At 60.0% G+C, this 20,155-nt stretch carries 24 protein-coding genes and 1 pseudogene; 15 read left to right on the top strand and 10 right to left on the bottom strand.

Annotated elements, in window-relative coordinates:
- Positions 1-329 precede the first annotated feature (329 nt).
- The 4 genes from OEG84_RS04370 (at position 330) to OEG84_RS04355 (ending at position 2,212) form a co-directional block, all read left to right on the top strand.
- Positions 330-875, top strand: coding sequence for a single-stranded DNA-binding protein (locus OEG84_RS04370; RefSeq protein WP_324288171.1), 546 nt, complete (start codon positions 330-332; stop codon positions 873-875).
- A 101-nt stretch (positions 876-976) separates the two neighbouring features.
- Positions 977-1,237: a hypothetical protein gene (locus OEG84_RS04365; RefSeq protein WP_267652603.1), complete on the top strand. Its 261-nt coding sequence runs from the start codon at positions 977-979 to the stop codon at positions 1,235-1,237.
- Positions 1,238-1,293: 56 nt separating this feature from the next.
- A complete protein-coding gene (locus OEG84_RS04360; RefSeq protein ID WP_267652602.1) occupies positions 1,294-1,707 on the top strand; it encodes a VOC family protein in 414 nt (137 codons plus the stop codon).
- Between the two features lie 82 nt (positions 1,708-1,789).
- Positions 1,790-2,212, top strand: a complete 423-nt coding sequence (locus OEG84_RS04355; protein ID WP_267652601.1) for a hypothetical protein — start codon at positions 1,790-1,792, stop codon at positions 2,210-2,212.
- Positions 2,213-2,246: 34 nt separating this feature from the next.
- Here OEG84_RS04355 and OEG84_RS04350 read toward each other — a convergent pair whose 3' ends face one another.
- Both OEG84_RS04350 and OEG84_RS04345 read right to left on the bottom strand, forming a co-directional pair.
- Positions 2,247-2,549 carry a DUF1905 domain-containing protein gene (locus OEG84_RS04350; RefSeq protein ID WP_267652600.1) on the bottom strand — a complete coding sequence of 101 codons (303 nt, stop codon included), beginning with the start codon at positions 2,547-2,549 and terminating at the stop codon, positions 2,247-2,249.
- A gap of 11 nt (positions 2,550-2,560) precedes the next feature.
- On the bottom strand, positions 2,561-3,190 hold the full coding sequence (locus tag OEG84_RS04345; RefSeq protein ID WP_267652599.1) for a MarC family protein: 630 nt from the start codon (positions 3,188-3,190) through the stop codon (positions 2,561-2,563).
- Between the two features lie 198 nt (positions 3,191-3,388).
- Here OEG84_RS04345 and gyrA point away from each other — a divergent pair.
- Positions 3,389-6,212 (top strand): annotated as a pseudogene (gene gyrA / locus OEG84_RS04340) (DNA gyrase subunit A).
- 339 nt (positions 6,213-6,551) lie between these two features.
- Positions 6,552-7,937 (top strand): IS1182 family transposase, encoded by a 1,386-nt coding sequence (locus tag OEG84_RS04335; protein WP_267652515.1) that lies wholly within the window; start codon positions 6,552-6,554, stop codon positions 7,935-7,937.
- 501 nt (positions 7,938-8,438) lie between these two features.
- Here the strand turns inward: OEG84_RS04335 and OEG84_RS04330 are convergent.
- The 3 genes from OEG84_RS04330 to OEG84_RS04320 form a co-directional block, all read right to left on the bottom strand.
- A complete protein-coding gene (locus OEG84_RS04330) occupies positions 8,439-9,632 on the bottom strand; it encodes an IS91 family transposase (protein ID WP_425602819.1) in 1,194 nt (397 codons plus the stop codon).
- Between the two features lie 4 nt (positions 9,633-9,636).
- Positions 9,637-10,542 (bottom strand): tyrosine-type recombinase/integrase, encoded by a 906-nt coding sequence (locus OEG84_RS04325; protein ID WP_267652598.1) that lies wholly within the window; start codon positions 10,540-10,542, stop codon positions 9,637-9,639.
- A 187-nt stretch (positions 10,543-10,729) separates the two neighbouring features.
- Positions 10,730-10,882, bottom strand: coding sequence for a hypothetical protein (locus OEG84_RS04320; protein WP_267652597.1), 153 nt, complete (start codon positions 10,880-10,882; stop codon positions 10,730-10,732).
- 299 nt (positions 10,883-11,181) lie between these two features.
- On the opposite strand from OEG84_RS04320, the gene OEG84_RS04315 reads away from it, so the two are divergent.
- The 3 genes from OEG84_RS04315 (at position 11,182) to OEG84_RS04305 (ending at position 12,928) form a co-directional block, all read left to right on the top strand.
- Positions 11,182-11,583: a DUF1801 domain-containing protein gene (locus OEG84_RS04315; protein ID WP_267652596.1), complete on the top strand. Its 402-nt coding sequence runs from the start codon at positions 11,182-11,184 to the stop codon at positions 11,581-11,583.
- A gap of 177 nt (positions 11,584-11,760) precedes the next feature.
- Positions 11,761-12,465 carry a helix-turn-helix transcriptional regulator gene (locus OEG84_RS04310; RefSeq protein ID WP_267652595.1) on the top strand — a complete coding sequence of 235 codons (705 nt, stop codon included), beginning with the start codon at positions 11,761-11,763 and terminating at the stop codon, positions 12,463-12,465.
- Positions 12,466-12,556: 91 nt separating this feature from the next.
- Positions 12,557-12,928 carry a VOC family protein gene (locus OEG84_RS04305; protein ID WP_267652594.1) on the top strand — a complete coding sequence of 124 codons (372 nt, stop codon included), beginning with the start codon at positions 12,557-12,559 and terminating at the stop codon, positions 12,926-12,928.
- A gap of 94 nt (positions 12,929-13,022) precedes the next feature.
- On the opposite strand, the gene OEG84_RS04300 is transcribed toward OEG84_RS04305, so the two are convergent.
- The 3 genes from OEG84_RS04300 to OEG84_RS04290 all read right to left on the bottom strand — a co-directional run bounded on the left by OEG84_RS04300 (position 13,023) and on the right by OEG84_RS04290 (position 15,223).
- Positions 13,023-14,033 carry a zinc-binding alcohol dehydrogenase family protein gene (locus OEG84_RS04300; protein ID WP_267652593.1) on the bottom strand — a complete coding sequence of 337 codons (1,011 nt, stop codon included), beginning with the start codon at positions 14,031-14,033 and terminating at the stop codon, positions 13,023-13,025.
- On the bottom strand, positions 14,030-14,857 hold the full coding sequence (locus OEG84_RS04295; protein ID WP_267652592.1) for an SDR family NAD(P)-dependent oxidoreductase: 828 nt from the start codon (positions 14,855-14,857) through the stop codon (positions 14,030-14,032). The genes OEG84_RS04300 and OEG84_RS04295 overlap by 4 nt, the downstream gene beginning before the upstream one ends.
- Positions 14,858-14,932: 75 nt before the next feature.
- Positions 14,933-15,223 (bottom strand): putative quinol monooxygenase, encoded by a 291-nt coding sequence (locus OEG84_RS04290; RefSeq protein WP_267652591.1) that lies wholly within the window; start codon positions 15,221-15,223, stop codon positions 14,933-14,935.
- Between the two features lie 97 nt (positions 15,224-15,320).
- On the opposite strand from OEG84_RS04290, the gene OEG84_RS04285 reads away from it, so the two are divergent.
- A complete protein-coding gene (locus tag OEG84_RS04285) occupies positions 15,321-16,226 on the top strand; it encodes a LysR family transcriptional regulator (protein WP_267652590.1) in 906 nt (301 codons plus the stop codon).
- Positions 16,227-16,340: 114 nt separating this feature from the next.
- Here OEG84_RS04285 and OEG84_RS04280 read toward each other — a convergent pair whose 3' ends face one another.
- Complete coding sequence (locus OEG84_RS04280; RefSeq protein WP_267652589.1) at positions 16,341-16,478, bottom strand: hypothetical protein; 138 nt, start codon at positions 16,476-16,478, stop codon at positions 16,341-16,343.
- 133 nt (positions 16,479-16,611) lie between these two features.
- Complete coding sequence (locus tag OEG84_RS04275; RefSeq protein ID WP_267652588.1) at positions 16,612-17,523, bottom strand: transglutaminase-like domain-containing protein; 912 nt, start codon at positions 17,521-17,523, stop codon at positions 16,612-16,614.
- A 451-nt stretch (positions 17,524-17,974) separates the two neighbouring features.
- Here OEG84_RS04275 and OEG84_RS04270 point away from each other — a divergent pair, with 451 nt between their 5' ends.
- The 5 genes from OEG84_RS04270 to OEG84_RS04250 all read left to right on the top strand — a co-directional run bounded on the left by OEG84_RS04270 (position 17,975) and on the right by OEG84_RS04250 (position 20,137).
- The gene (locus tag OEG84_RS04270) at positions 17,975-18,187 is read left to right on the top strand and encodes a hypothetical protein (protein ID WP_267652587.1); all 213 of its coding nucleotides are present in this window, start codon (positions 17,975-17,977) and stop codon (positions 18,185-18,187) included.
- A 23-nt stretch (positions 18,188-18,210) separates the two neighbouring features.
- The gene (locus OEG84_RS04265) at positions 18,211-18,351 is read left to right on the top strand and encodes a hypothetical protein (RefSeq protein WP_267652586.1); all 141 of its coding nucleotides are present in this window, start codon (positions 18,211-18,213) and stop codon (positions 18,349-18,351) included.
- A gap of 31 nt (positions 18,352-18,382) precedes the next feature.
- Complete coding sequence (locus OEG84_RS04260) at positions 18,383-18,646, top strand: DUF1488 family protein (protein ID WP_267652585.1); 264 nt, start codon at positions 18,383-18,385, stop codon at positions 18,644-18,646.
- A 199-nt stretch (positions 18,647-18,845) separates the two neighbouring features.
- Complete coding sequence (gene coaD / locus OEG84_RS04255; RefSeq protein ID WP_267652584.1) at positions 18,846-19,337, top strand: pantetheine-phosphate adenylyltransferase; 492 nt, start codon at positions 18,846-18,848, stop codon at positions 19,335-19,337.
- A 104-nt stretch (positions 19,338-19,441) separates the two neighbouring features.
- A complete protein-coding gene (locus OEG84_RS04250; protein WP_267652583.1) occupies positions 19,442-20,137 on the top strand; it encodes a peptidylprolyl isomerase in 696 nt (231 codons plus the stop codon).
- Positions 20,138-20,155 lie beyond the last annotated feature (18 nt).

The raw sequence follows: 20,155 nt of genomic DNA, 5'->3' as shown, positions 1-20,155 counted from the left end.
AACGGTCCGATTTCCCCATCCGAGGTCGCAATCGAATCCCGCAAAAACACTGCCCCTCATGAACACCAGACTTGCATTATGGTTCCGGGGGCAGACCAGACCCATACATAAGCACCTCATCCGCAATGTCGAGATGCCGCGCTTGCGGTTGCACTGTCCGAGGCGAATCTCTTGACAGAAACTGACATAATCATTAGAACAAATAAAGAACAAAAAAGGCCTGTGGATTGTGCTGGCCGGCAGGACGGGGGAATAGGCGATCCTGTAAGGTGCCCTTGATTTGGACGGGGCGGCGCAGAGCCGCCTGAAGTGTTGGAAGGTGAAACATCATGGCGGGCAGCGTCAACAAGGTCATACTCATTGGCAATCTGGGTGCCGATCCGGAGATCCGGCGCACCCAGGACGGTCGTCCGATCGCCAATCTGTCGATCGCCACCTCGGAGAGCTGGCGCGACAAGAATACCGGCGAACGGCGCGAAAAGACCGAATGGCACCGGGTTGTCATTTTCAACGAAGGTCTGTGCAAGATTGCCGAAAGCTATCTCAAGAAGGGCTCGAAAGTCTATCTTGAAGGCCAGTTGCAGACCCGCAAATGGACCGACCAGTCGGGTCAGGACAAATACTCCACGGAAGTGGTGCTGCAGGGCTTTAACGGCAACCTGACGATGCTCGACGGCCGCAATGAAGGCGGCGGTGGCGGCGGGAGCCGTAGTGGCGGCGGCGGCGATTATGGTGGTGATTTCGGCGGCGGCGCTCCCTCGGGTGGTGGCGGTCGCGGTGGATCGGGTGGCGGCGGTGGTTCCGGAGGCGGATTTGGCGGCGGCGCCGGTGGTGGTGGCGGATCCCGCGATCTCGACGACGACATTCCGTTCTGACCAACAGCTTGACTGTAAGGTCGCTTTGTCAGTCCGGTTTTGGTTCGGGCGCTCCGCTCATGCGGCGCGCGCCGAGCTGAACAGTGGGGAGGACAATGACCATGGCAGAAGAACAGACAACATCGCAACAAGCGCCCGTGTCACGGTGGCGGATCATTCTGGCGGCGGTGCTTGATTTCTTCACCGCGTTTTTTGTCATTGGTTATCTGGTCGGCACCGTCACCGGTGAAACAAGCGGTGCGGGGTTCCAATTGAACGGGATGTCGGCGCTGGTGGCGTTTGCCCTGGTCGTGGCCTATTTCTGGCTCTGTGGAAAATATCTCGGCGGAACCATCTGGCAGCGAATCCTCAAGGCACGCTGATGCCCATCCGCTGATTTTGCAGGCAGGTCAGCCCTGCGGGGATACGGGAGACAGATTTGCGCCAGTCCATTACCCATGTTGCCCTCGTGGTGCGCGATTATGACGAAGCCATTGGCTTTTACTGCGGTGTGCTTGGCTTCGATCTCCTCGAAGACACTTATCAGCCCGAGCAGGACAAGCGCTGGGTGGTGGTGCGGCCCAAGGGCGGGCAGGGCGCCTCGATCGCGCTGGCGCGGGCGTCCAGGCCGGAGCAGGAACCGTTTGTCGGCAACCAGACCGGTGGGCGTGTGTTCATGTTTCTCAACACCGATGATTTTGCCAGGGATTTCGCCCGGCTGAATGCCGCCGGTGTCGAATTCGTGCGCGAGCCGCAGATCCATGATTACGGCACGGTGGCGGTTTTCCGCGATATCTACGGCAATCTGTGGGACCTGCTGCAACTCGCCGAAGGCCATCCCGCGGCTGTTTGAGCCCCGCTCTGATGACAATGTGGGCGCCGTTGCACTCAAAATTGATTGGCATTGGCGCTGGCGAGCAGCCAAATATAGCTGCATGACAGCTTCAGCACACAAAACCCTTCACCGGTCCCTTCATCGTTTACCGCGCCTTGTGGTCCTCTCCCTGTTTGCCGCCGCAGCAGCGCTTGCCTTCTCTATTGCCGCGGGGGCCGCCGAGGCTGATGTGGTCGCGGCCAAGTTCAAACGTGCTTCTGACGGCACCTACCGGTTCGATGTCAGCGTTCGGCACGCCGATGACGGTTGGGAGCATTATGCCGACAAATGGCAGGTGCGTGGCCCTGATGGCGAGGTCTACGGCGAAAGGGTGCTTGCACATCCGCATGACACCGAGCAGCCGTTTACCCGCAGCCAGTCCGGCATTGTCATTCCTGACGGTGTCGATGCCGTCACCATCCGCGCCCATGACATTCGGCACGGCTGGAGCGGCAAGGAACTGACAGTCGATCTCGCCGAATAACCTGCCGGAAGCCGGGTAGGCCCCGTATCGGGGTTCAACCGGTCGTCAGATCAACGGTGATGCGGTCGCCTGCGGCAAGTGATTCTGCCCGGCGGATAGCAGCCTTGACCGGCAGGAAGTAGCAGCCAGATTTTGTGTCGGGAAACAGCGATGTGGCCCATTCGGAGTTGCCGATGCAGACACGCACCCGAACCGAGCCAAAGCTGTTGGTCTTGCCCGCGTAAAAGCGGATCTGGTGCGAGATTTCAAGTGGAACAGTGACAAAGTTCCAGGGTGCCTTGGCGGTATCAACCCGCCAGAGCTCGGCCTCGAAGCGGTTCGATTGTTCAGGTTCCACCAGCCGCTCCGTCAGACCGTCAGGAATGCCTGCTTGATGCCGTCGACCACGAACTGCACCGACAGCGCCGCCAGCACAACACCAAGAAGCCGGGTGAGGATGGTGCGGCCGGTATCGCCCAGGAACCGGTCCAGCCGCTCGGCGATGACGAGAAAGGCAAACAGCACCAGCGAAGCGGCGATGATGACGCCGATCAGTCCGGCGCGCTCAACCGGCGCATAGAACGACCCCGCCAGCAGGATCACCGCCGAGATCGCCCCGGGCCCGGCAATCAGCGGGATCGCCAGCGGAAACACCGCGACATTGGAGATGTGGTCCTTGGTGATGGCTCGCTCGGCACTCTTTTCCTGGCGTTCGTGGCGCTTTTCAAAGATCATCTCGAAGGCGATCCAGAACAACAGGATGCCGCCGGCGATACGGAAGGCGCCGAGTGAAATGCCGAGCACACCGAGGATACTGGCGCCGGCAATGGCGAACACCATGAGGATACCGGCGCCGGTGATGGTGCCGCGCAACGCCACCTGCAACCGCTGGCTTCTGGTCATGCCGGTTGTCAGGCCGAGAAAGATTGCTGCCAGTCCCGGCGGATCGAACATGACGATGATGGTGACAAAGGCATTTATGATCAGATCGGCATTCATGCGACATCCCCCTGCGCACCTTGAAAACCGGTGCTTTCAACCGGCTTACGACACCACGGCGGCAACCGAAACCCCCGATCTTGACGACAGCAGTGGAGAATGTTGCGAGAAAGCCCGAATTCGGGCGTGATAATTGGCGACGCGGTTGGGTTTCGGCTATAAGGCGCTAATGATTCCATTCAATGTTCGTGGACCGCTTTGACAGACCAGAAAACACCCGCCGGACCGATTACGCCAGGCATTCAACCGGTTTCGATTATCGATGAGATGCAGCGCTCCTATCTCGATTACGCCATGAGCGTGATCGTCAGCCGGGCGCTGCCGGACGTGCGCGACGGGCTCAAGCCCGTGCACCGCCGAATTCTGCACGCCATGCACGAGGGCGGCTATCACTGGAACCGCAAATACGTGAAGTCGTCGCGTATCGTCGGTGACGTGATGGGTAAATATCACCCGCATGGCGACCAGTCGATTTATGACGCGATGGTGCGGATGGCGCAGCATTGGTCGATGAGCGCGATGCTGATTGACGGGCAGGGCAATTTCGGCTCGATCGACGGCGACCCGCCGGCAGCCATGCGGTACACCGAATCGCGGTTGGCCAAGCTCGCCCACGAGATGCTCGAGGACATCGACAAGGATACGGTCGATTTCCAGGAAACCTATGATCTCGTCGGGCCGCGAGCCCAAGGTCTTGCCGGCGCGGTTTCCGACGCTGTTGGTCAATGGCGCGGGCGGCATCGCCGTCGGCATGGCCACCAACATTCCGCCGCACAATCTGGTCGAGGTGGTCAATGGCGCCGTCGCGATCATGGAAAATCCGGCGATTGATCTTATCGAGCTGATGCAGATCATCCCCGGGCCGGATTTTCCGACGTCAGGCATCATTTTGGGCCAGGCCGGCATCCGCCAGGCGTTCGAGACCGGCCGTGGATCAGTGATGATGCGCGGCAAGGTTCATGTCGAGCCGATGCGCAACGACCGTGAAGCCATCATCATCACCGAGGTTCCCTACCAGGTGAACAAGGCGACGATGATCGAGAAGATGGCCGAACTGGTGCGCGACAAGCGTATCGAGGGCATTTCCGACCTGCGTGACGAATCCGACCGCCAGGGCTACCGCGTGGTGGTTGAGCTCAAGCGCGATGTCGTTGCCGATGTGATCATCAACCAGCTTTACCGCTACACGCCGCTGCAGACCTCGTTCGGGGTCAACATGGTGGCGCTCAATGGCGGCAAGCCTGAGCTGATGAACCTGATCGACATGCTCAAGGCGTTTGTGGCGTTCCGCGAGAACGTGATCACGCGGCGCACCAAATATCTGCTGCGCAAGGCGCGCGAACGGGCGCATGTGTTGGTGGGTCTCGCCATCGCGGTGGCCAATATCGATGAAGTCATCGCCCTGATCCGCAAGGCGCCGGATCCTGCGACCGCACGCGAGCAATTGATGACCCGCCGCTGGCCGGCAAAGGACGTGGAACCGTTGATCCTTCTGATCGACGATCCGCGCCACCGCATCAACGAGGAAGACGGCACCTACAACCTCTCCGAGGAGCAGGCGCGCGCCATTCTCGAATTGCGCCTGGCTCGCCTGACAGCACTTGGTCGTGACGAAATCGGCGACGAGCTCGGCAAGATCGGTGATGAAATCAAGGACTTCCTCGAGATTCTCGCGTCCCGCGTCAGGGTACAGCAGATCGTCAAGGACGAATTGATTGCCGTGCGTGACGAATTCGGCGTTCCCCGCCGCACCCAGATTACCGAGGGTGGCGCGGACATGGACGACGAGGACCTGATTGCGCGCGAAGACATGGTGGTGACCGTCAGCCATGCCGGCTACATCAAGCGGGTGCCGCTGGCCACCTACCGGGCGCAGCGACGCGGCGGCAAGGGCCGGTCCGGCATGTCGACGCGCGACGAGGATTTCGTCACACGGCTGTTTGTCGCCAACACGCACACGCCTGTGCTGTTCTTCTCTTCGCGTGGCATCGTCTACAAGGAGAAGGTCTGGCGGCTGCCGATCGGCACGCCGACCTCGAAGGGCAAGGCGCTGATCAACATGCTGCCTTTGGAAAAGGGCGAACGTATCACCTCGATCATGCCGCTGCCGGAAGACGAGAGCAGCTGGGGCGAACTCGATGTGATGTTCGCCACCACCCGCGGTACGGTCCGGCGCAACAAGCTCAGTGATTTCGTGCAGGTCAACCGCAACGGCAAGATCGCCATGAAGCTCGACAGCGATGGGGACGAGATCCTCAATGTCGAGACCTGCAACGAGTTTGACGACGTGCTGCTGACCACGGCGCTGGGCCAGTGCATTCGCTTCTCGGTCGATGACGTGCGGGTGTTTGCCGGGCGTAATTCGGTCGGCGTGCGCGGCATCAACCTGGCTGAGGGCGATCACATCATCTCGATGACCATCGTCCATCATGTCGATGCCGATCCGTCCGAGCGCGCGGCCTACCTCAAGCGCGCGGTGGCCGAACGCCGGGCTGTCAACGGCGACGAGGTCGAGGATATCGCCCTGGTTGGCGAAGAAGCCGCCGAAGACGGCCATCTCAGCGACGACCGCTACGAGGAACTGAAAGCCCGCGAGCAGTACATCCTGACGGTGTCGGAAAAGGGCTACGGCAAGCGTTCGTCGAGCTACGAGTTCCGTATTTCCGGACGTGGCGGCAAGGGCATCCGCGCTACCGACACGTCCAAGACCGGCGAAATCGGTCCGCTGATCGCGGCCTTCCCGGTCGAGGATGGCGATCAGATCATGATGGTGTCGGACGGCGGCCAGGTGATCCGGGTTCCGGTCCACGGCATCCGCATGGCCAGCCGCGCCACCAAGGGCGTGACCATCTTCTCGACAGCCACCGATGAGCGGGTGGTCTCGGTCGACCGCATCAGCGAGCCGGAGCACGACGAAGATCTCGATGAAGATGGCGTCGAGGGCGATGCGGCAGAAGGTGCGGTTGCACCCGATGCGGAGAGTGATACGCCAGACACTGACGAGACGCCGCCTGAAGCCTGATTGACTTCAAGCCTTGCTACAAGAAACCGGGGAGAAATCCCCGGTTTTTTTGTGGGCGGGAGGGAATGGCAGGAGACGGGATAACCAGCAGCGGACGTCTGGTGCAATGCGCCACAAGGTGGAGACGGGCGGGAAGCGTGAAATTCATTGCGTAGTGGAAAAACGACCGGATTGGGGCCGCGCCTTGCCAGGCAGCTTATTGGAAAGAACTTGGTAAAGCAGACCTTCTGCGTTGACAGCCGCAGTGTCACTTCCGGCCGATGTTGTTGAAAAAGTCTTTGTTGCGCCGCGGGAAATCCTTTGATTCACTCGATTATGAGGAGAATGGAGGATTCGGCCATGATGGGGACGCAATCGGCACCGACGCAGCTGTTTTATGACTTCGATCTGGAGCGCCATGTGCCCGACAATCACATGCTTCGCGAAATCGACCGGTTCCTGGACGTGGACGGAATGCGTCAGAAGTTGCGGCCTTTCTACAGCCACATGGGTCGGCCCTCGATCGATCCTGAACTGATCGTGCGAATGCTTGTCATCGGGGATGTCATGGGCATCCGCTCCGAGCGACGACTGTGCGAAGAGGTTCATCTGAACCTCGCTTACCGCTGGTTCTGTCGTCTCGGCCTCGACGCAAAGGTGCCGGACCACTCGACCTTCTCGAAGTATCGCCATGGCAAATTCCGCGAAAGCGACTTGCTCAGGCACGTCTTCGAAGCGACGGTCGAACGGTGTCTGAAGGAAGATCTGGTCTCGGGTGAAGGCTTTGCAGTCGATGCCAGCCTGATCCCGGCCGATGCCAACAAATCGCGCTCAGTGCCTGCCTCGGAGTGGTGCCCGGATGTCGCCCGCGAGATCGGATCGCGCGCGGCGCAGGAGTATCTCGACACGCTTGATGATGCAGCCTTCGGTGCCGCATCGCCTTCCCAGCCGAAGTTCGTTGCCAAGTCAGACCCTGCAGCCCAATGGACGCGTGCCGAAGAAAGCCGGCCCTATTTTGCCTACGCCACGAACTACCTGATCGACACCGAGAGCTCGGTCATCATGGATGTTGAGGCCACCCGTGCTATCCGTCAGGCCGAGGTCGGTGCCTCACAAACCATGCTCGACCGGACGGAGAGACGCTTCGGCATCAAGCCGGACTGGATTGCCGCCGACACGGCTTACGGATCCAGCGAAAACCTCGGTTGGCTGGTCAAGCAGCGGGGGATCATCCCGTTCATCCCGGTGATCGACAAAGCTGAACGCACGGACGGCACCTGGTCGCGATCCGATTTCAAATGGGACGAGGAGAGTGATCAGTATATCTGCCCGGAAGGGCATGCTCTACGCCGTTTCCGCCGCAACTACTCCGATCCGAACCGCGTCAAAAAGACAGGCGGCACCTATAAGTACCGTGCCCTGAAAGCAGATTGTCAGGCATGCCCGTCCAAACAAAGGTGCTGCCCTAACATGGACTTCCGTGCTGTCACACGAGAGCCGCACGAAGATGCGCGGGACTTCACGCGGTCAAGCCGGAAGACAAAAGCCTACGCGATATCCCGCAACAAACGTAAAAAGGTCGAGATGCTGTTTGCCCACCTGAAGCGTATCCTGAACCTGACAAGGCTGAGGCTGCGAGGTCCAAATGGAGCCAAGGACGAATTCCTCCTCGCCGCCATCGCCCAGAACCTGCGAAAGCTCGCCAGGCTGCGACCTCGGGCACCCCGAATGGAGGCAGTCGCATGAGGTGACAGGACCAAACAGTCAGCCACCGGCACAACTAAGCGCAAAGGCGCAATGCCTAACCACATATTGCGCCCCATCGCAGACCAAATCACGCTTTCGAGCCTACTTTTTCAACAACATCCGCCCTTTCAGGACATCAACGCGGTGTGCAGCGAATGACCGCTTTCGGGAACAGGATACTATCACGCCGATGACCGAAATAGTGAAGGGTTTCGGGTGCCGTCAGGCGTACGAAAGCCTCTCATGCAGGAACCCGCGGTCCGCACATTCAGACCTATGGGGTTTTGTGTGTTGAGGCTTCCGAGCGGGCATTGATCGCAGCGGTGTTTGTAGAACCAACTGCGTTGTAGAAGGTGGTTGCCGGCGCGATCGTAGAGGTTCTCCCGGTGATCGAGAGCGCGTTTGTTCGAGTGCAATCCGCTTTCATCTTGTCCGGGGCAAGCACTCCCATTGGCCGACGCAGATGTGAGACAGCCGCATGAATGAGCAGGCCATGCCGGGTCATGGGGTGCACTCCCGGTTCGTTGCTGCCTTGTCCGGCGGCCCGCGCGGCTGCCGCCAGCGTTTGAACACTTCGATGACGATCATGCGTCCGCCGCAGCAAGTGCATGGCGGGCGGATGTCGATCGGCTCGTCGGCTGGGTTGTCAGCGGGCGGTGGGGCGGCGTTCAGGAGTTCCCGGGCGCGGGCGATGCTGGTCTTTCGGGAGCTGCCGGCGAGCAGACCGTAATGCCGGATGCGGTGGAACCCGCGCGGCAGGACGTGGAGCAGGAAGCGGCGAATGAACTCGTCGGTGGCAAGCGTCATTATCTGTTGCCGGTCGGAGCCATTGCGGCGGTAGTCCTTGTAGCGGAAGGTGACGCCGGTCTCGTTGAAAGCGATGAGACGACTGTTCGAGATGGCCACCCGGTGGGTATAGCGCGACAGATAGGCAAGCACTGCTTCAGGCCCCGCGAAGGGCGCCTTGGCGTAGACCACCCAGCGTTTCTTGTGGACCGGCGACAGATGCCGCACGAATGCCCGGCGATCAGTGAGATGCGCTGCCGATCCAAAGAAGGCGAGCCGTCCGGCGTCGTGGAGCTGGAGCAGCCTCGTGAGGAACAGGCGGCGGAACAGCTTGCCGAGCACACGCGCCGGCAGGAGGAATGCCGGACGTGACGATATCCAGCGTGACCCATCGATGACAATGCCGCCACCTGGCACGATCATGTGTATGTGCGGATGGTGGGTCATGGCCGAGCCCCATGTGTGGAGCACGGCGGTCATGCCGATGCGCGCGCCGAGATGCTTCGGATCGGCGGCGATCGTCAGCATCGCCTCGGACGCCGTCTTGAACAGCAGATCGTAGACCAGCGCCTTGTTGTAGAAGGCAATGGCGGCGACCTCGACTGGCAATGTGAAGACGACGTGGAAGTATCCCACCGGCAGCAGATCGGCCTCGCGCTCGGCAAGCCAGGTGCGAGCGGCAGCACCCTGGCACTTCGGACAGTGCCGGTTGCGGCAGGAATTGTAGGCGATCCGCCACTCTCCGCAATCCTCACAGGCCTCGACATGTCCGCCCAAGACAGCGGTGCGGCAGTGCTCGATCGCGGACATCACCTTGAGCTGGATGAGGCTGAGGTGTCCTCCATGGACTTGCCGGTAGGCAGGTCCCGCGGAACGGAAGATATCCGCGACCTCGATCGAGGTGCGCACGACTTCAGCCGTCGGCCGTCTTGCCTTCCATCAGCGCCATCAGCCGGTCGAGCGGCCCAGCGACAGCGTGAATAGTCCGGGTGGAGACCTTGGCATAGAGCGCCGTCGTCTCAAGCTTGCTGTGTCCGAGCAGAACCTGGATAACCCGGATATCGGTGCCATCCTCCAGAAGATGGGTGGCAAAGCTGTGGCGCAACGTGTGCGGACTGACGCGCTTGTGGATGCCGGCGACCTCGGCGGCTTCCTGCACCGCGCGATGCAATTGCCGCGACGAGATCGGATCGGTGCAACTGCGCCCTGGAAACAGCCAGCCATGGGGCAACATCACGCCGCGCCGTTTTCCTTCGCGCCACCACAGTCGCAGCAGTTCAAGGAGTTGCGGAGAGAGCATGGCGTTGCGGTCCTTGCGCCCCTTGCCCTGTTCAACGCGGATCAGCATGCGTGTCGAGTCAATATCGTCGACCTTGAGATGCGCAACCTCGGAGACGCGCAAGCCCGCGCCATAGGCCACGCCGAGCGCCGCCTTGTATTTGATGCCAGGTGCCGCCCCGAGCAACCGTGCAGCTTCCTCCACGCTCAACACATCTGGCAGCTTGCGCGGATTGCGGGTTATCACCAGCGCTTGCGACATAACTCGCCGCTTCAGTGTCACCGTGAACAAAAAGCGCAGCGCCGAAACCGTGCTGTTGATCGTCGCCGGACCTACACCGTTCTCATGCTGAGACAACTGGAAGCGCCGTATGTCCTCTGCCGTTGCTGTGTCGGGCGTGCGCCCGAGAAAAGTGGCAAAGAGTCGGACATGACGAATGTAGTCCTGCTGCGTATGCGATCCCAAACCCGGCATCACCATATCTTCCTGCATGCGCTGGCGAAGCGGTGTGGTTGGGGTATCGTGTGAGAAGCTGGCCATGGAAAGTTCCTCCTGTTGAAAGGAACTCCATGGTCAGCCAACACTAACGGCGTGCCTAGAACCTCAGATAGTCACACCAGCCTCACCGCGAGCCCCCTCCCGCGTAGCGGGTTCGTGCTAGAGGGCGCAAAGCGGCCATCCATCCATGGACTGCCCCGTGTCGGCAATGACCCGTTCAAATCCGTAGCTACTCGTTTTTACAACCATTCTTGTCACAGGTGATGCGCTCATGTGAATTCACCCAGTGCTCCGGGTGGTCTTTGGTATCAAATCCGCATCCCGTTTTGCCGCCCTTTGTGCCACTGTGAACTTCGTTTGTTGGCGTGTGTTTAACAGCCATGTCTCAACTCCTTTTCAAGATTTTCGAAGAGAACGAGAGTCGAAAAGCAATGGATTGGCATCGCTCACAACACGCCATAGTAGGTAAAAACGAACGGGGGCTCATCGCCGATAGTGCCCGATAATCTTCTGCCCTATCCTGGCAAATAGTGCTGCCGCGTTCACGCCGTAAACGGATGAGAGCATCCTTCGACCAGCGGCGCGTATAGGGCGAAAGGCAATGCTCCGGCACCGCCAAGCCGTAACCGGGTTCAGCCGCCTGCCGGTCAAAAGAAAACGAGATAGATTCGAGAGGAACCCATGACCCCATCCGAGCAGATTGATCAGTTGATTGCTGAAACCGCCGACTGGCGTGGCGAGACGCTGGCAATAGTCCGCAAGGCCATCCTGGCTTCCGATCCGGAGATCATCGAGGAATGGAAATGGATGGGCAGTCCTGTCTGGTCGCGCGACGGCATAATTGCGGTCGGCAATGCCCACAAGGCCAAGGTCAAGCTCACCTTCATGCATGGCGCGCGATTGCCGGACCCGGACAAGCTGTTCAATGCCGACGACCGCGGCAACACCCGCCGCGCGATCGATTTTCTCGAGGGTGACGCGGTTGATGAACCGGCGCTGCAGAGCCTGATCCGCGCGGCGATCGAGTTCAATCAAGCCAAGAAGAAAACTGCGAAGACAACGAAAATGGCAAAGGCTGAATAACAGTCAGCGATGTGGCGAGATCTGGTTGTCGCACAAATCCGCATAGGTGTGGCGGCTACCATCTGATGCGCATGGCGTATACGCATGAGAGTGAACAAGCATGTTTCCTCCTGCCACATTCTGGCAGTAGGATCTGGTAGGCAGGCGAATTGGCCGCATTGTTCCTGGAGCCCACATTTGTCCCGCGCCGCACGCCTTCTTGATCTGATCCAGTTGTTCCGACGTCACAAGCGTCCGGTCAGCGGGCAGCGGCTGGCCGATGAGCTTGGCGTGTCGCTGCGGACGGTTTACCGCGACATCGATGCGCTCAAGGCGCAAGGGGCGGCGATTGACGGGGAGGCGGGCGTCGGCTTCGTGCTCAAGCCCGGCTTCATGCTGCCGCCGCTGATGTTTTCGGAAGAAGAGATCGAGGCGCTGGTGCTCGGCTCGCGCTGGGTGGCGGAGCGGACCGATACATCGCTTGGCCAGGCGGCGCGCAACGCGCTGGTCAAGATCGCCGCGGTGTTGCCTGCCGATCTCAAGGCCGGTCTTGATGACAGCACCTTGCTGGTTGCGCCCGGCGCGCCGATTGCCGCGGGAGAGGCCGAATTGCCGACCATCCGCGAGGCGATCCGGCGGCAGCGCAAGCTGGCAATCGATTATGCCGATGCGGTGGGTCAATGTAGCGAGCGCACCATCTGGCCGATTGCGTTGGCGTTTTTCGACAGGGTCCGGGTGATTGTCGCCTGGTGCGAGCTGCGGCAGGACTTTCGGCATTTTCGCGCCGACCGGATCGCCGGCCTGCGGGTGGAAGCCGAAACCTACCCGCAACGCCGCGCCGCGCTGATGAAAGCCTGGCAGGCCAAGGAAGGCATCCCGCTGCGTTCAAAACTGGATGGCTGACTTGCTTTACTGCTGACATTAATTGGCAGCATGAAATTGTAATCTCCACCCATGGTCGCAAGACCCGGTTGAACCAGATGGAGACGACAAAATGCTGAAATTTGACATGGTGGTGCTGCACGTCGCCGATCCCGTTGCCAGCGGGGCATTCTATTCCGCGCTGCTTGAGCGGCCGCTGATCCAGTCCAATCCGGTGTTTTCCATGCTGCCGCTCAGCGACAGCGTGCTGCTCGGACTGTGGGCTGCGTCGGAAGCTGATCCTGATGGACAGAGCGCGCCCGGCAGCAGCGAGATTTCCTTCAATGTCGCCGATCGGGAAAGCCTGGTGAAGCTGCATGCGGACTGGGTCGCCAAGGGCCACAAGATCATTCTCGATCCCGTCGAAATGCCGTTCGGCCATACATTTGTGGCAACCGATCCGGACGGGCACCGGGTGCGGGCGGTGGCCAGCACCAACCGCTGAGCGGGTTTAGCGCGAACGGCCCGGCCGACGGATTTTTCCATCGGCCGGGCCGCCAATTATTCAGTTTGTTAGGCGTGTCGCAGGCAACGCTGGCTTAAAAGCCCTCGACGACGATCTTGCCCTTGGCCTGGCCGGTCTCGATCAACGCATGGGCTTTTCGCATGTTTTCCGCGTTGATCGGGCTCAACACGGTGTCGAGCGTGGTGCGGATGCGCCCGGCGTCAATTTCGCTTGCCACATAGCTGAGCAGCCTGTGCTGCTCGATCATGTCGGGCGTCTGGTGCATGGCGCGCGCGAACATGAATTCCCAATGCAGGCTGGCCGCCTTCATCTTCATGCCGTCCATCGGCATCGGCAGGTCGGTGTCGTCGATCGAAACGATGCCGCCCTGTGGCCGGATCAGTTCAACCGCCGTCTGCCAATGGTGCATGTCGTTGAAGATGGCGATATGATCGACATGCTGGAATCCGAGTGCCCGGACCTGTGCAACCATGTCCTCGCGGTGATTGACGACATGGTCGGCGCCAAGCTGTTTGACCCAGGCGGTGGTTTCCGGCCGCGACGCGGTGGCGATCACCACGAGGCCGGCGGCCTTTGCAAGCTGGATCGCAATCGAGCCGACGCCACCGCCGGCGCCGATGATGAGAACGCTCTCGCCCTTGTCGGCACCTTCACGGTCAATGCCCAGCCGGTCGAAGAAGGCCTCATAGGCGGTAATTGTGGTCAGCGGCAGCGCTGCGGATTCGGCAAAGCCCAGACTTTTGGGCTTGAAGCCGACGATACGTTCGTCAACCAGATGGAACTGCTGGTTGGTGCCCGGACGGGTGATGTCACCGGCATAAAAGACTTCGTCGCCAACCTTGAACAAGGTCACATCGGGGCCGACGGCCTCGACCACGCCGGAGGCGTCATAGCCGATTACCCGCGGGGTTTCTTCGACCTTGTCCTTGGGCGCGCGAACCTTGGTGTCGACCGGATTGACCGAAACCGCCTTCACCGCGACCAGCAGGTCACGTCCGGTGGCTGTCGGCTTGGGCAGGTCGACATCGAGAAAGGCATCCGGATTTTCAACCGGCAAATAGTGTGTCAGGGCTACGGCCTTCATTGAATTTCTCCATTCGTATTGGGTAGGTCGGCCAGAACGGCCTTGATAACGCGGATGATTTCGGCGCACTTGTTGGGATCGAGTGCATCGGGGTGAGGAGCGGCAAAGGCCCCGGAATCATTGTCGAAATAGGTCCCTGTTGCCGAGGCGAACTCCTCGGAAAAGGCTGCGCGAACAAGGATGTCTGCTCCAATGCGGAGATCGCCGCCGGCCACACCGAACGCCTGCCTGACCATCTTGCTGCCAAGCATGGAGCCCGGATTGACGGCAATGATCGCCGGGCCGGTTTTGCTGAGCTCGAGTCCGAGACTGCGCGACCACATCGTCAGCGCCAGCTTGCTTTGCGCGTAGGCTGCGCCATCGCCGAGTTGGCCCTTGCCGGCCAGCGCCTGCAGGTCAACCGGTGCCTGGGCAGCGGAAGACAGATTGACCACCCGTCCCGATGCGCCAAACAGCGGCAACAAAAGCCGGGTGAGCAGATAGGGTGCATAGGTGTTGACCGCAAAACGCACATCAAGCCCGTCATCGGTACGCGGGTCGGCGGCGGTGTAAACGCCGGCGTTGTTGATCAGCACATCAAGGCGGGTGTGTTTTTGAGTGACCGCGGCCGCCAGCGCCTTGACGTCGGGCATGTGCGAGAGATCAGCCAGAAATGTCTCGATGCGGGCGTCATCCGACAATGCCGAAAGCGCCGCTTGCGCCTGCCGCAGCTTGTCCGGGTTGCGCCCGTGTACAAGCAGGTGATGGCCATCGGCAGCCAGCATCTTTGCCGTTTCGAAACCAATGCCGTCGGTGGCGCCGGTAATGAGGATGGTCTTGTGCATGGGGTTGCCTTTCCTGAATGCGATTGCCGCCGGCAAAGGTCGAAACCGTGCCGGCGGTCAAAAGAGCCGGCTTGATCAGCCGATGCTGCTCATCTCGTTGAGTATGAATTCCGCAACGGCGCCGTCGGTGGCCTTCATGTAGGCAGCCAGATGCGGCGCATTCATGTGGGTCTGCCACAGTTCGCGCGATTCCCACTTTTCGAAGAACATGAAATGCGCCGGATTGTCGTTGTCGCGGTGCAGGTCGTACTGCAGGCAGCCGTTTTCGGCACGGGTGATGGGGAGCAGTTTTTCAAGCTCCGCTCTGACCAGCTCGGTCTGGTCGGGATTGGCGTGAATGTTTGCGACGATGGTCAGCGTGGTCATGGGCGGGTTTCCAGGTTTATGATGTTGTGGAAGTAGCTGCTTGCCACGGCCGGATAAACGGGCATGGTGCAAATTCATAATCCGGATTAGCCGTACAATGTTGCTCAACAATATCGCCCTGTTCCTGCAAATCGTCGAAAAAGGTAGTCTGACGGCTGCCGGACGCGAGGCCGGGCTGTCCTCGACCACCGTGTCGGAACGGCTTGCCGCGCTCGAAGCCCATTATGGCGTTGCCTTGCTGAATCGAACCACACGCGCCATCAGCCTGACTGAGGAAGGCCGGACGCTGGTCGAAGGCGCCAAACAGGTGCTTGGCGAGGTTGCCGATCTCGAGGCCAGCATCCGTCACGGTGCCGAAACCCTGTCAGGACCAATCCGGATCAGCGCGCCGAGCGATATCGGCCGAACGCTGGTCTCTGACGAGATCAATCGGTTTCTGTCCGATCACCCGGCGATTTCGGTCGATCTGATGCTGTCGGACGGCTTTGTCGATCTGGTCGGCGACGGGTTTGACATTGCCCTGCGGTTCGGAACGGTAATCGACAGTTCGCTGCGGGTTCGATCACTTGGCCTGCGCCGCCGCGTGGTTTGTGCCGCGCCGAGTTATATCGAAAAACATGGCGCGCCCGACAAGCCGGTCGACCTCAAACAGCATAATTGCCTGGTGATGCGGTTTGGCGGCAATCTCGACAATGTCTGGAGATTGGGCCGCGGGGCGATGCCGCAGATTGTCACCGTGCGTGGCGACCGAGTGGCCAATGACGGCGCGCTGGTGCGGCAATGGTGTCTTGCCGGTCACGGAATCATGCTCAAGTCGGAGCTGGATGTGGGACCGGACATCAGAGCCGGAAAACTGGTCGAATTGCTTGCCGATTACGCGCCGCCGGCAACGCCGCTGCAAATGCTGTTTCCGCCCAGCCGGGCTCAGCCACGACGGGTGCGGGCGCTGGCCGACCGAATTTCAGCGATGTTTCAGACGGCTGAACCGCTGCAGCAAGACTGAACACAGAGAGCTGATGCTGGAGGCGCGACAGGGCGGCTGTGCCGGTGGGCGGTTTGTATCAAGGGAAAAAGCCGGGCGCGGCGGCTTCGGTGGCGATTGACTTGCAAGCGCCGATCAGCGGCGAGCACTGCGGTCGTGTGACCATACCGGGGCGGGGGCAGGGCGCGGCACCGACTGCCGCATGGCGCCGATCACCAACGCGCTGAAAAGCATGACGATCATCAGGGAAAGCAGTGCCAGGGCCAGGGTCATGTCGATGTCCTCTCATTCGTTGTTGAAGACATCATCGCAAATTGTGTCTGAACCGAACCTGAACACTTTTGAAACACATTCTCTCTGCCCCGCAGCAAGGTTCCCCGGTTTTACCCCATGCGCCCTTCAAGCGTCAGATCAGATGCACTGCACCTGGCACGGCAGAGCCGAAATCCGGCCCGGAAGCGCGGGGTTCAGGCCGTGTTTCAAGCATTGACAACAGCTCGGAATCGGTCGTTTGATCATTGATTTCGGTGGTCCAAACCCTGAAATTGGCCAGTTGATAGGCGCCAAACGAGGTGATCATGGCGACATCGGAGGCATCCGAACCGCGCACCATCAGAATCCGGCCGATCCGCGGAGCATTGTAGCGGGCGTCAACCGTGTGCCAGCGTCCGCCGAGATAGACTTCGAACCAGGCGCAGAAATCGTCAAAGCCGGTATCGGGAACGCCGATGTCGCCAAGATAGCCGCTGGCATAGCGGGCAGGGATGTTCATGGCCCGGCACAGCGAGACGCCAAGATGGGCGAAGTCACGGCAGACGCCGCTTTTTTCTTCCAGCACATCGCGCGCGGTCTTGTCAGGGCGGCCAAATTTATAGCCGAACGTCACGTGGTTATGAACATAGGCGCAGATAGCGGCCACCCGGTCCCAGCCCTCGTTGGTGCCACCAAAATTGGCCCAGGCAAAATTGGCCAGGCTGTCGGAGTCACAATAACGGCTGGCGGTCAGGAAATTGAGCGTTTCGTGCGGCAGGTCCTCGATCCGGTGCTGGATCGCGCCATAGGGGATATTGTCTGGCTGGCCGTCAACTTCGGCAACACAGTCGGACCAGAAGGTGGTCCAGCCCGGCTCTGCAACCGTGCGTGAAATCCGGTTGCCATAGGTATCGACATATTCGGTAATCGGTGCTGCGCGGTCGGAGCGGACCTGATCAACGCCGATCAGCCGGCCGGCAAATTCGGTGTGGGTCGACAGCGCCAGCAACATCGGCACCGGCTGTGTGCAGGTTACCGAAATTTCAAATCCAAACCTGATCAGCATGAGCGGCGCTTTCTGTTGGTGAGAGACATTGGCGGAAAGCCGCTGTGGCGGCGAGGCAAGATGCATCAAATGCAGTCGGGATACGGTCAGGCAACGTTTGCGACGTCATTCCGTTCCGCTGAAATAATACACAGCGGCAATGGTCTGCACGGTGGAAAACCGAACCTAGCACAGATTGGGTGCGCTGCGGCAAACATGTGGCGACACCGCGGCAAAGATGGCGCGTGCCTTTGATAAGCCTCAATTGGGGTGGATGGTGCAACCGCAGACCGCCAAACGCCCAATGTCAGCGCCGCATTTACGACCGCCGACATTTTTCGCTTGTTATTTGCATAACAGTTCCGATCGCGCTCTCACTGTACAATCGGCTTATGAAGCCGGGCCGAAGGCCCGAGCATCGTTCAACGGAGTTTTCGGCTGGCGGTGCTTCTCATCTCAAGGACTCACGACTATGGCAAAAGGCATCTTCACCAAGGGACAGCACGTTGTGCTTCAGTCACGGGTCGGGTTGTCGCCGCGGGTCCCCGCCGATTTCAAGATCTTGATGCGGTTGCCCGACAATCAGGGCCAGCCACAATACCGCATTCGCAATGAAGATCTCGACCACGAGCGGGTGGAGCAGGGCAGCAATCTGGAACTTGTCGAGACTCAAACAAGCGCTTAGCGCACATCGGGACAGGATAAGTCATGGCTAAAGGTCAAATGCGTTCAAGCAAGGAAGTCCGAAAGCCGAAGAAGGTTAAAACCGACGTCAAGGCGACCGCCACCGCGGGTTCCGCAGTCAAGGCGCTGGAAACCAACCCATTTCAGAAGAAGGCGAAGAAGTGAGCGCCAGCGCCGGTGCTGGAGGCATCAGCTCATGACGCTCGGATTCCCCAACCAGACCCGTAACATCGATGAGGATGCTGATATCATCCGGTTTTCCGGCCATGATGGTGTCATGGAGGTCCGGTTCCTGATGGAATTGCCGGCGCTCGAGAAAATGGCGGGCACCAAAAGCATGGCGCTCAGCGCCTATCTGACCGCTTTTGACCAGCGCCGCGAACAGATCCAGTCGATCGCCGACCGGGTTTACAAGCGTAGCCGCAAGTCGCTGATCCGGCTTTCGGTCTCAGATCTTTAGGCAACACCGGCGCAGCCCGGCGCTTTGCGCCACGACGCTTGTCCGCCGGGCAGGCGTCGATACTCCCGGATAATGTGCACAAGCGGCAATTTGACAGCGGCGGAGTGGGTTCGCACCTGCTGCTTTGGCTTGATGGCATTGAGCTGACATGACAAAAGGCCCTGAGATGACAAGAGCCATTGTCTGAAGGGAACATTTCATGCGCAGGGCATTCTATCCCGGATCGTTCGATCCGATGACCAACGGCCATATTGACGTGCTCGAGCAGGCCTTGGCGCTGTGTGACCAGCTGATTATCGGCATCGGCGTGCATCCGGGCAAGGCGCCGATGTTTTCGTTCGACGAGCGCGCCAGCATGATCTCCCATCTTGTGGCGGAGGATTTTGCCGACAGGGCCAGGGATATTTCGGTGGTTTCCTTCGATGGCCTAGTGGTGGATGCCGCGCGCGACGCCGGAGCCAGCGTGCTGGTGCGCGGTCTGCGCGACGGCACCGATTTCGATTACGAAATCCAGATGGCTGGCATGAACCGCGCCATGGCGCCCACCATTACCACCGTGTTTGTGCCCGCCTTTCCCGAAACCCGCCATATCACCGCCACGCTTGTGCGTCAGATCGCCAAGATGGGTGGCGATGTCACGCCTTTCGTTCCGGTTGTCGTGCAAAAAGCGCTGTCAGCGCGGATTTCGTAATATAATCCCCTTCGCCGCAGCGTTGCCAAGCCTGCGTCGGTGTGTCAAACGATTGCCGCCGGGTCAGATGAATGCCCGGCCGGCGCTTTTTCCCTGGAGTTTGCATGCGACTTTCACGCTTTTTCACAGCCATCCTGCTTGTCTCCGGATTGGCGCTGACCGCTTGCGATTCAAACAGCGGGTTGCAGACTGACACACCGAATACCGAGACTGCGGTTGTCAAACCGGCTGTTAAGGCCGAGCAATCGGACAATACGCAGAAACCGGCTGATGCGCCTGCAAGGCCTGCGGCCGCCGCAAATGCTGCCAATCTTCTGACCATCACGCTGAAAACCGGCGATGTGGTCATCGAACTGGCCGATGATGTCGCACCGCTGCACGCGGCACGGCTCAAGGCGCTGGCCGATGCCGGCGAATATGACAATGTTGCCTTTCACCGGGTGATCGAAGGCTTCATGGCCCAGACCGGCGACGTCGAATTTGGCGACATGGAAGACGGGTTCACACCCAACCGCGCCGGCACCGGCGGATCGTCGCAGCCCGACATCAAGGCCGAGTTTTCCGACCGGAAGTTTGTTCGCGGCACGGTTGGAATGGCTCGCTCGCAAGACCCGAATTCAGCCAATTCGCAATTCTTCATCATGTTTGCCGATGGCGACTTCCTCAACGGCCAGTACACCGTGGTGGGCAAGGTCATCAAGGGCATGGAAAATGTCGACAAGATCAAGCTCGGCGATGCCAACAACAATGGTTCGGTCGACAATCCGGACCGCATGATCAAGGTCCGCTCCGGCGGTTAGTCAATTTTCAATTCCAAT

It is taken from the genome of Hoeflea algicola (assembly GCF_026619415.1).
Lineage (GTDB): Bacteria > Pseudomonadota > Alphaproteobacteria > Rhizobiales > Rhizobiaceae > Hoeflea > Hoeflea algicola.
Note: the sequence above shows the minus strand (reverse complement) of the source record. Positions and strands in the feature narration are given on the sequence as shown.